At 42.9% G+C, this 11,444-nt stretch carries 8 protein-coding genes; all 8 read left to right on the top strand.

All coding sequences use genetic code 11. The features are described from left to right. Positions 1 to 139 precede the first annotated feature (139 nt). The 8 genes from PQO05_RS18285 to PQO05_RS18250 all read left to right on the top strand — a co-directional run bounded on the left by PQO05_RS18285 (position 140) and on the right by PQO05_RS18250 (position 11,437). Positions 140 to 781, top strand: a complete 642-nt coding sequence (locus PQO05_RS18285; RefSeq protein ID WP_273628880.1) for a (2Fe-2S)-binding protein — start codon at positions 140 to 142, stop codon at positions 779 to 781. Next, complete coding sequence (locus tag PQO05_RS18280; RefSeq protein ID WP_273628879.1) at positions 778 to 1,773, top strand: FAD binding domain-containing protein; 996 nt, start codon at positions 778 to 780, stop codon at positions 1,771 to 1,773. The genes PQO05_RS18285 and PQO05_RS18280 overlap by 4 nt, the downstream gene beginning before the upstream one ends. A gap of 10 nt (positions 1,774 to 1,783) precedes the next feature. After that, entirely contained in the window at positions 1,784 to 3,931 is a 2,148-nt protein-coding gene (locus PQO05_RS18275) for a xanthine dehydrogenase family protein molybdopterin-binding subunit (RefSeq protein ID WP_273628878.1), read from the top strand. Between the two features lie 18 nt (positions 3,932 to 3,949). After that, positions 3,950 to 5,095, top strand: coding sequence for an XdhC family protein (locus PQO05_RS18270; protein WP_273628877.1), 1,146 nt, complete (start codon positions 3,950 to 3,952; stop codon positions 5,093 to 5,095). Positions 5,096 to 5,109: 14 nt separating this feature from the next. Further along, a complete protein-coding gene (locus PQO05_RS18265) occupies positions 5,110 to 5,682 on the top strand; it encodes a nucleotidyltransferase family protein (protein ID WP_273628876.1) in 573 nt (190 codons plus the stop codon). A 258-nt stretch (positions 5,683 to 5,940) separates the two neighbouring features. After that, on the top strand, positions 5,941 to 6,549 hold the full coding sequence (locus PQO05_RS18260) for an RNA polymerase sigma factor (RefSeq protein ID WP_273628875.1): 609 nt from the start codon (positions 5,941 to 5,943) through the stop codon (positions 6,547 to 6,549). A gap of 82 nt (positions 6,550 to 6,631) precedes the next feature. After that, positions 6,632 to 7,816 carry a FecR family protein gene (locus PQO05_RS18255; protein ID WP_273628874.1) on the top strand — a complete coding sequence of 395 codons (1,185 nt, stop codon included), beginning with the start codon at positions 6,632 to 6,634 and terminating at the stop codon, positions 7,814 to 7,816. Between the two features lie 222 nt (positions 7,817 to 8,038). Next, positions 8,039 to 11,437, top strand: a complete 3,399-nt coding sequence (locus tag PQO05_RS18250) for a TonB-dependent receptor (protein ID WP_273628873.1) — start codon at positions 8,039 to 8,041, stop codon at positions 11,435 to 11,437. Positions 11,438 to 11,444 lie beyond the last annotated feature (7 nt).

Genomic DNA, 11,444 nt, shown 5'->3' with positions numbered 1-11,444 from the left:
ATGGCAGAATAAAATTTAAACTGCAAGTAAAACCTCAATGAGGGTAAGTTGGTTTGTAAAGATGTTATAGGAGATTGCTTCTAATAACAGATAAATTATAAAAAGCTGTATCTTCAATCGTATAATCAATTCAATACCTATGTCCAGTAAAAAGCCATGTATCCCGCCCGATGGCGAAGGCATTTCAAATGGAACCAGGCGTGATTTTCTAAAAAAATCGTCGCTGGTAACTGCTGTCCTTTTAACACCAGGTACTGTTGTAGAAGCAGCAGAAAAACAATGGGACGAGAAATTTGCAGATATTTTTGAAAAGATCCCGGTAAGCCTTGAGGTGAACGGAGTGAAACATAACTTATCAGTTGAACCGCGTGTTACACTGTTGGACGTTTTGCGCGAGCAGCTTGATCTAACCGGTACGAAAAAAGGGTGCGACCGTGGCCAGTGTGGTGCCTGTACGGTACATGTAGATGGTGTGCGCATTAACTCTTGCTTAAGCCTGGCTTTAACTAATGATGGTAAAAAAATCACTACTATTGAAGGGTTAGCCAAGGGCGATGAACTGCACCCCATGCAGGAGGCTTTTATTAAGCATGATGGTTTTCAATGTGGCTATTGTACTTCTGGTCAGATCATGTCGGCAGTAGCATTGATGAAAGAGGGTCATACCCGTTCTGAAACTGAAATACGGGAATTTATGAGCGGTAATATTTGCCGTTGCGGTGCGTATCCCAATATTGTGAATGCTATACAGGATGTTAAACAACAAGGAGGGCTGTCATGAATCAGTTTCAGTATTTAAAGCCGCTGGAAACAAGCGTAGCTATCAAATCATTAACAAAAGATCCCAATACCCACTTTTTGGCAGGAGGCACTAACCTGGTGGATATGATGAAAATGGGTTTGGTTACGCCCCATAAACTGGTTGATATTAACCGGCTTCCATTAAAAAGTATTGCAAAAACAAGTACAGGTTTACATATAGGTGCCCTGGCCAGCAACAGTGAGGTGGCCGAACATGGGGATATAAAAGCTAATTATCCGTTGTTATCGTTAGCTATCAACGCTGGTGCATCGCCGCAATTGCGGAATATGGCTACTGTTGGCGGTAACCTGATGCAGCGTACCCGTTGCCCGTATTTTTTTGATCTTACCATGCCTTGTAACAAACGCTTGCCTGGTAGCGGATGCGCTGCGTTGGCTGGTTATAACCGGATGCATGCCCTTTTTGGCGCAAGTGATAAATGTATTGCTGTAAACCCCAGCGACATGAATGTAGCCATGGTTGCCCTCGATGCGGTAGTGCATGTAAGCGGACCCAAAGGTGCACGCGCTATTAAGTTTGCTGATTTTCACAGGCTACCCGGCGATCATCCTGAATTTGACAATACGCTGCAAAAAGATGAGCTGATTACATCTGTTGAGCTGCCTGCTTCTGCCACGTCATTTAACAAACATGTTTATTACTTAAAAATACGTGACCGTACTTCTTATGCTTTTGCATTGGTGTCGGTAGCGGCAGCTTTGCACATCGAGAACAATGCCATCGTAGGTGCCCGGTTGGCTATGGGTGGTGTGGCCCACAAACCGTGGCGTTTAACGACCGCGGAAGCTTTTCTCAAAGGAAAATCAGTAACAGAAGACACTTTTAAGCAAGCTGCACTAATTGCTATGCAAGGTGCAAAGGCGTATGAGTATAATCAGTTTAAATTGAAACTGGCTCCAAATGCAATCATTCAATCATTGAAAATAGCCTCAGGTTTAGTTACCGCATAATATTCGAATTATGAACAACACCGTCATAAAAAAAGACGCTATAGGCGATCCTTTAAGCCGTGTAGATGGCAGGTTAAAAGTAACCGGTGGCGCCAAATATTCGGGCGAATATAAGGTTGCCGGATTAACTTATGCCGTATTGGTACCCGCTACCATAACCAGCGGTACCATAATAGCCGTTGATACCAAGGCTGCAGAATGGGCGCCGGGAGTGTTAGCCGTTATTACGCCCTTCAACGCCTCTAAAGTACCCGGCTATCAGGCAGATGCTGCCAAGCCGATCAAAGGGCTGAAGTTATTTAACGATAATAAAGTTTATTTCAATGGGCAGCCGATAGCAATGGTGGTGGCCGATACTTTTGAGCGCGCCACTTATGCGGCCAGTCTGGTTAAGGCCACTTATGAGAAACAGCCTTTTGAAACTAATTTCCACAGAAATTTAGATAAAGGCGTAGTACCGCAAAACGGTAACTATAAAGACTATGTACGCGGAGAAGTTAATGCTTATAAGAATGCACCGGTACAGATAGAGCAGGAGTATACGTTGCCGTCTGAAATGCATAACCCGATGGAGCTGCACGTAACTACTGCGTTTTGGGATGGTGATGATAAGGTAACGCTATACACCAAATCGCAAGGTGTTAAAGGTTCGCAACGGGCAATAGCTACCGCCTTTAACCTTGATCCAACTAATGTGCAGATCAACTCACATTTTGTAGGTGGTGCATTCGGGTCATCTTTGCGTACATGGCCACATGAGGTTGCGGCTGTACAAGCTGCAAAAATGGTTAAACGGCCGGTAAAGCTGACCCTTACGCGCGAGCAAATGTTTACCCTGGTAGGCTATCGCCCGCAAACTATTCAAAAAATTGGTTTGGGTGCCACAGCCGATGGTAAACTGGTAGGTATCACACACGAGTCACACTCACAAACCGCCGTTTATGAAGAGTTTACAGAAAATTCGGTAAACGTTTCAAGGTTCTTGTATAATAGTCCCAATGCCAATACGCTATATAAAGTTATTCCACTCAATGTTGGCGTTCCTGCACCCATGCGTGGGCCAGGCGAGGCTACAGGATCGTTTGCACTGGAATCAGCTTTGGATGAGTTATCCTACAAGCTTAATCTCGACCCTATTGAATTGCGGCTTCGTAATTATGCCGACATTGATTTGGAACGAAACCTGCCATGGTCGAGCAAATACCTGAAAGAATGCTACCAGCAAGGTGCCGATGCTATCGGTTGGAACCAGCGTGCCACACAGCCCGGTACCAATCGTGACGGCGAATGGTTGGTTGGTTACGGCATAGGTTGTGGTGCCTTTGGCGCTTACCGAAGCTTAACCCAGGCAAAAATTAAACTATTGCCCAACGGTACGGTGAATATCCAGAGTGCTACCAGCGATATTGGCCCCGGCACGGCAACAGCTATGGTTTTAATTGCCGCTGATACATTGGGGCTTCCTGCCGATAAAATTACTTTTGAATTGGGTAACTCGGCCTTTCCGGTTGCACCAACGCAAGGTGGCTCGGCTACGGTATCGTCAGTAGGTTCTGCCGTGCATGATGCCTGTGTCGCCCTGAAACAAAAACTATACGTGTTAGCTGGAAAATCGGAAAACAGTACGGATGAAATTGACTACGCCAATATTTTGCAACAGCATAATCTACCTTCGCTGGAATTAACGCAAGAATCAAAAAGCGGAGCCGACGGGCAAAAATATTCGATGTACTCATTCTCTGCACATTTTGCACAGGTATATGTACATCCGCTGACTGGCGTAGTAAAAATTAAAAAAGTAGTTGCCGTGGTTGATGCAGGTAAAATCGTAAACCACAAAACTGCCAGCAGCCAGATGATTGGTGGGGCAGTAGGCGGTATTGGTATGGCCATGACAGAAGAAGCTGTTTTTGACGATAGATACGGCCGTTACATAAACGGCAACTTTGCCGATTACCACGTGCCTGTTAATGCTGATATTCCGCAAATACAAGCTATATTTATAGATAAGGCCGATACGATTATCAATCCGGTTGGTACTAAAGGTATCGGTGAAATTTCTTTGATCGGCGTAGCGGCCGCGTTAGCTAATGCGGTGTATAATGCAACTGGCAAACGCGTTAGGGAATTGCCAATTACGCCCGACAAGTTAATATAGTTGTACCGTTTTTGAACGATGAAAGAGATCACTGATATAGTAGCTGCTTACGATGAAGCTGTAAAGTTGGGAAAGAAAACAGCTTTGGCTACGGTAGTATTGGTGGAAGGTTCGGCGTATCGCCGTGCCGGTGCCCGGATGCTGATCACAGAGGATGGAGAGCTTACAGGTGCCATTAGTGGAGGCTGCCTGGAGGGTGATGCATTACGCAAAGCCCGGCTGGTGATTCTTCAACAGGAAGCGTTACTGGTTACTTACGATACCACCGACGATGATGATGCCAAATTGGGTGTAGGGCTGGGTTGTAATGGAATTATCCATATTTTAATTGAGCCTATTATCAATGACCGGGAGGATAACCCAATTGCCCTTTTTAGATTGATATTAGTTAAACGCCAATATGGTGTACTTGCTACTGTGTTTTCTATCGATGAGCGAAAAGCGCCTCAGCCAGGAACCTGCTTATGTATGACTGACGAACAGGTTATTATTACCAAATCCATACTGAAGGATCATAAGCTTGCTATTATCAACGATGCTGAAAGTGTATTAGGTGAACGCCAATCAACAATTAAAAATTATAAAGAAGGTGTTGTTTATACCGCATTTATTGAATTGGTGAAGCCTGTAATTTCGCTTGTTATTGCAGGTGCGGGTAATGATGCCATTCCACTTACCAAAATGGCTGGTGTTTTGGGCTGGGACATTACTATCGTTGACGGACGAAATAATTATGCCGTAAGCGAACGATTTCCGCAAGCGCGTCGCGTTATTGTAGCCAGGCCAGAAGAAATACTTTCTCATATAAACATCAATGAGTGGACTGCCATAGTAATGATGACCCATAATTATAACTATGAGATGGCTTTCTTAAAAGAGCTTTCACGAGAGTCATTTAACTATGTTGGCATACTTGGCCCTAAAAAGAAACTGAACCGGATGTTGTGCGAGTTGCAAGAACAGGGCATTATATTAAATAATGAACAACTCGATCGCTTGCACGGCCCGGTTGGATTAGATATTGGTTCTGAAGGTGCGGAGGAAATTGCATTATCTGTTTTAGCGGAAATCAAAGCGGTATTATCTAACCGTAATGGTTACTCTTTAAAATATAAAGCTGATCCTATCCATGTTTCTGAAATGAAACCATTGGCATCCAAATGACAGGCGTAATAATTTTGGCGGCAGGCCGGGGCAGCAGATTTGGCCAACCGAAACAGAATCTTATTTTTCAAAACCAGACCTTGTTGGAGCGCGCAATTACCACGGCAATAAGTTCGATGTGCCGCCCAATTGTTGTAATTACAGGGGCGCATGCCGGATTACTTGACATTTCTGTTAAAGCTCCGAATGTCAGTATTTTTTTTAACCCAAATTGGGAAGAAGGTATGGCATCGTCCATTAGAGTGGGCATCGAAGCTATGAAAAAGGACCCAGCTATTGATAGCGCTTTAATTATGCTTTGCGACCAGCCCTTGGTTACTCCTGCATTGATTAATGATATGCAGCGAAAGCAGGAGATATCGGGTAAAACCATTGTGGGCTGTACCTATAACGGTACGGTTGGCGTACCTATGTTATTTCATCGCGTGCTTTTTGACGAACTGCTACAGTTGCAGGGACATGAAGGCGCAAAAAAGATCTTAAAAAATCATCCTGAAAATATTGAAACCCTCCCTTTTGAAGAGGGACGTTTTGACATAGACACCCCGGAGGATTATGAGCGGCTAATTAAAAATTACACTTCTTAATAATTAACCGCTCAGCCATTTCATTATGGCTGCCTCGATCTTCCGGGAATCTCAGAGAAGGTGATTTGTTTATCCTTGGGTAGGCGTTTTTAAAGGTGCCTGAAAAATGAGAGACAAGGTATTATGGCTCTCTTCTAAATGGATTAAATGAGCAATCCTTTTTGTTAATTTATGAAGTGGGTTGAGTATTTTATCTGATACATATTAACTTAGCGTTTATATTCTGTTAAATTAATCCGTAACTTCGGGTTTGATAAGGTGGGTTTTTCTGGTAATACGATTTCTGATACTGTACTAACTGCGTTGCTCCGCGATGGAGATCAGAAAGCTTTTGCCCAGTTATATCATCAATACAGTGGGAAATTATACCTCAATGTATTGAAGATGGTAAAAGATGAGCAGGTTGCTGAAGAACTTATCCAGGAGTTATTTGCAAAGATTTGGCAAAAACGAGCCGATCTAAATATCGATACAGATTTTTTGGCTTACCTGTACAGAAGCGCTCAAAATCTGGTTCATGATTTTTTCAGAAGATTGCAACGAGACAAAAAAATGCGTGACCATTTTATGGCAATAGCCGTAACCCAGTACGAGCATATTGAAGAAGGCCTGCATTACCGAGAAAGCGAGAGTATTTTAAAGGAAGCGATAGCGAATTTATCGCCTCAGCAACGCAATGTTTACCAGTTTTGTAAAATTGATGGCGGTTCTTATAAAGAAGCTGCCGAGGAATTAGGTATTTCTATCCATACAGTAAAAGAATACCTGGTTAAAGCCAACAAAGAAGTTAAAAGTTACCTTTTAAATCATCTTGATGCTTCTTTTGGCGTACTGTTTTTTATGATTTTGAAAGACAGGATCCGTTAAGAATCCTTTTTCTTAAAAAAATCAATTTCAATCCCCCCGTTTCCTTTTTTCATCCGTCTTTAATAAAATCTCCGGATGGATTATGGAAAATAACGATCAAATCTTATTTAGTAAGCTTATAAAAAATGGATGTTCTGTTGCCGAAGCAGAGCAGATCATTGATTTATTGGCTTCGGAACAAGATTCAGTATATAAAGATTTAGTCCTTGCACAACTGGCCCAACCGGTAAAAGAGGAAGAGGTTTCTGAGGAACTGCGCAACAGGCTTGATAAAAGACTACAAAATATTTTTGATGAAACCCCGGTAGTAAAACTACAGCCAAACCGCTCTAAAATTTCTTATATAAGATTTGTTGCCGCTGCAGTTGTACTGTTATTTATATCTGCAGGTGCATACTTTTTGTTAAAGGAGCAGGCACCAAAACAGCAGGTTGCCGCTCAGAAATATAACATCCCCGCAGGAGGTAATAAAGCCATACTTACTCTGGCCAACGGGAAACAAATTGTATTAACTGACGCTAAGAACGGTGAATTGGCTAACGAAAGCACAATAGTCATTAATAAAACCGGCAGGGGAGTGGTGAGGTACGATGGAACCTCGGCCGGTGGTGAGCTTACTTACAATACCATGAGTACACCACGCGGTGGCCAGTATACCTTAATCTTGTCCGACGGTACTAAGGTGTTTATGAATGCGGCTTCATCATTAAAATATCCAACTTCTTTTTCTGGTAACGAGCGTAAAGTGGAATTAAAAGGCGAGGCCTACTTTGAGGTAGCGCATAATAAAAAGATGCCATTTAGGGTAGAAACACCATCACACCAGGTTGAGGTTTTGGGTACGCATTTTAATGTTAACGCTTATGATGACGAACCCGCTGCTAAAACCACCCTGTTAGAAGGCAGTGTAAAAATTAACAAAACAGTTGATGGCAAAGTAATTAATGACGCCGGTTACAAAATATTAAGGCCCGGGGAGCAAGCTACAGTGAAAGCCGACATACAGGTAGCAAATGCCGATGTTGATGAGGCCATAGCCTGGAAAAACGGCGTTTTTGTTTTTAACGACGAAAAGATAGAGAGTATAATGCGCAAAATATCACGCTGGTATAATGTGGATGTTGACTATAAGGGTAAAATAACCAGCGAAGGTTTCGGGGGTACAGTTTCCAGATCGAAAGATATTTCGACCATTTTACATGTGTTGGAGGAAACAGGAGGCGTGCACTTTAAAGTTGAGGGAAGGAGGGTAACGGTAATGCCCTGATCTTACTTAAATAAGTAATTGATCTGAAACAAAAAAACCAGGAGTGCTTGGACCCACCCCCGGTTATCAATTTGGATTAGTTTATTGAAAAAAATGCTGTGAACACTTAATCAACACTACGCTATTCATCCGCTCCAAAAAGATTGAATGAAGTGCGCAGATAAATCCACATCATCCCTTATAAGTATCATAAAATGCTTTTCAAGGGGTAAAACCAAATGTATGAAATTTTATCTACTCTTTAATTCCAGGAAATTTGCTACTACTTCTACGTTTCGTGTAATAAAATTAACGTTAGTACTGCTTGTTGTATTCTTTCTGCAGGTAAGTGCCGCGTTGGCGCAAAAAATCACCCTCAAGAAAAATAACGCTCAGCTTGTCGAGATATTTAAAGATATCAGGCAGCAAACCGGTTACGATTTTGTTTTTACCACCCAGCAAATTGCTACAGCCAAAAAAGTAAGCATTAATGTAAAGGATGTTTCACTGGTCGACGTGTTAAAAATTTGTTTTGAAGGCCAGCCCTTCACCTATGCCATCGAAGAAAAAACAATTGTTGTTAAATCGAAGCCCCGTGTTGTTAATACTCCAACCCCGCCTCAAACGCAAAGCCAGCTAATTAAAGGCCGTGTGGTTGACGCCCAGGGGCAACCCTTGCCATCGGTTACCGTTTGGTGCGTAGAAAGTCAGAAATACACAGTTTCGAGCCTCAATGGCGAGTTTTCTATTCTTGCCGATCCGGGTTCTACACTACGCTTTACCTATATTGGTTACAAGCCATTATTGATTAAGGTAAGCGATCAAACTTTCTTAAACATCAGTCTTGCCACCGCTAATGTTGATCTGGGCGAGATTGTGGTGGTAGGCTACGGCCAGGTTAAAAAAGAAAACCTAACAACAGCCGTAAGCACCATCACTGCCGATCAGATTGTTGAAATGCCAACCTCAAACCTGTCGCAGGTATTTGCGGGCAGGTTGCCGGGTATGCTGGTACGCACCAGTTCGGGAACGCCCGGTGGCGAAACTGCCAATTTACTGGTACGTACCACCAATAGCGCCGAAGCCCCTTTGCTTGTTATTGATGGTGTGCCCCGCTTTAATACCAATAATACCAACGGAGCAACGGAAGTAAACCTCAACTTTATTGACCCTAATGAGGTTGAAAGCATCACCGTTTTAAAAGACAATGCCGCCACTGCAGTTTATGGCTCACGTGGTGCCAATGGTGTAATTATTGTTACCACCAAACGCGGTAAAATAGGTAAGCCTCAGTTTAATTATACCGGCAATTACACGTTTAGCTCGCCGGGCAAAATGGTTAAAAATTTAGATTCTTACGGATACGCAACAGCTCTAAACGAATATTATGTAAACAGCGGGCTGGCTGCGCCGTATTCGGCAAGTGTGCTTGATACTATTAAAAGGCAGTTAAACCCGTATAAGTATGCAAATAGCGATTGGGTAAAGGTGCTTACCGGCAACCAGGCATTTGTACAAAACCATAGCCTAAATGTTAACGGAGGTTCTGAAGCTATTAAGTACTTTATTTTAGGCAACTATACCGATCAGGGTGGTATGTATCCTACCAGTTCATTTAAACGGTATACCTTCCAAAATAACCTGGATATTAAACTGAGCCGTGATTTTAAAGCGCAGATTAACCTCGGTTACCGCTACGGCGATCAGAATTTACCAAGCGGTGGTGACCCTATAAATGCCGCGCTTAATGCATCGCCATTGGCGCCAATTTACAATGCTAACGGTACTTTTGGCAGTGCACCAAGTGGTAGCGCCTATAACCCACTGGCCATGATTTCGCCGCAATCAGGATACGCGTATACCAAAAATAATTTCCTGACTGGTAACGGCCGTTTAACCTACGAATCATCCTTCATCAAGGGTTTATCGGCTTACGGGAACTTCGATATTGAGAAAAACTTTCAACGTGCTAAAACTTATGTAGTGCCGGTTCCGCTTTATAGGGTTGATGCCTCTTCGCCCACCGGTTACACGCAAACCGGCGGTACAGGCAACCCAAGCTTAACCGATGCTACTGCCGATTACAATACCTACACGCAGGATTTAGCCCTTAATTACACACGCGATTTTGGTAAACATAGCATTGATGTGTTGGCGCTCTATAATATTTCAGAAGCACAATCAAACACCAATAGTGATAAACGTTTAAACCTGGTAGCGCCTGGTTTGGATATTTTAAATATTGGCTCAACTGTAGGCGAAACCACCACTGGCTCACGCACCCAGTTTGCCCGCGAAGGTTATGTAGGCCGTGTTAATTACGCGTTCGACAAACGGATATTATTGGAGGGTAGTTTCAGATACGATGGTTCAACCTATTTTGCGCCGGGCCATCGCTGGGGCTTTTTCCCGGGCGGGTCGGCAGCATGGATTATCTCTAAAGAAAACTTTTTCAAAAACTTATTGCCTGTTGTATCTAACTTAAAACTTCGTGGCTCGGTTGGTTTAACCGGTGATGATGGTATTGGCTCGTATACCTACTATTATACTTATGGTGTTGCCAATACCGGTGTACAAAATACAAGGGGCTATATTTTCGGTACAACATACACCCCAACGTTCTACCAAACCAACAGCACTTTACCCAATGCAGATATCACCTGGGCAAAAAACAGGCAGGAAAACATAGGTTTTGATGCCGAACTATGGCACGGCCGTTTGGGTATCACCTTTGATATTTACCAGAAAGACCGTTATGACATGCTGATGTCGCAAACGTATAATCTGCCAACAACTTTCGGTATTGGTGGGCCGATCCAAAACTTTGCCCGTTTGCGAAACAAAGGCTTTGATATCGACCTTAATAGCCAAAACAGGTTTAATAAAGATTGGTCGCTTAATGTAAATGCCAATTTTACACTGGTTAATACCAAGGTGCTTGATTATGGAACCAAAAATCTGCCGCCATATCAGCAGCTGGAAGGGCATTCGGTTAATACATTGGTAGGTTACCATGCTGTAGGCATTTTCCAGAATGCAGCGCAGATTGCCGCATGGCCGGTAGATCAGGATGGGTTAAAAAATGCAACCATTAAACCCGGCGATGTAAAATACGCCGATATAAACGGCGATGGCAAACTAACAGCTGCCGACCAGATCACGATTGATAATTACGGTTTCCCCCCAATTAACTTTGGTTTCGGGTTTACGTTAAAATACAAAAGTATATCATTAGCCACTTTGTTTAATGGGGCACTGGGCGGTAAAATACAGTATTCTACCAATAACTTACTTTGGCAATACACTTATGATAATGCCTGGAGGCCGGGTAATGATAATGCTAAATATCCACGCTTAGCATCTTCCTCTAACAATTCCCTGCCATCTGATGCTACTTTAATCAATGATAATTTTTTAAGACTGAGAGATTTGCGCCTTGGGTATGACCTGCCCGAAAAATGGACTAATGCCATCAAAATAAAACATATCAAAATATTTGCAGAGGGATCTAACCTGCTAACCTGGACTTCGGTACTGGGTGGTATAGATCCGGAAACGCCTAACCTGGGTACAGGAGGGGCTACAGGTGGTTTCTATCCTAATCAGAAGAATATCGGTTTTGGTGTAAATGTTAATTTTTAATGATTAT

The sequence above is a fragment of the Mucilaginibacter jinjuensis genome (assembly GCF_028596025.1).
In the GTDB taxonomy this organism is placed as follows: Bacteria; Bacteroidota; Bacteroidia; order Sphingobacteriales; family Sphingobacteriaceae; genus Mucilaginibacter; species Mucilaginibacter jinjuensis.
The sequence above is the reverse complement of the archived record's forward strand: the minus strand, read 5'-3'. Positions and strand labels throughout refer to the sequence as shown.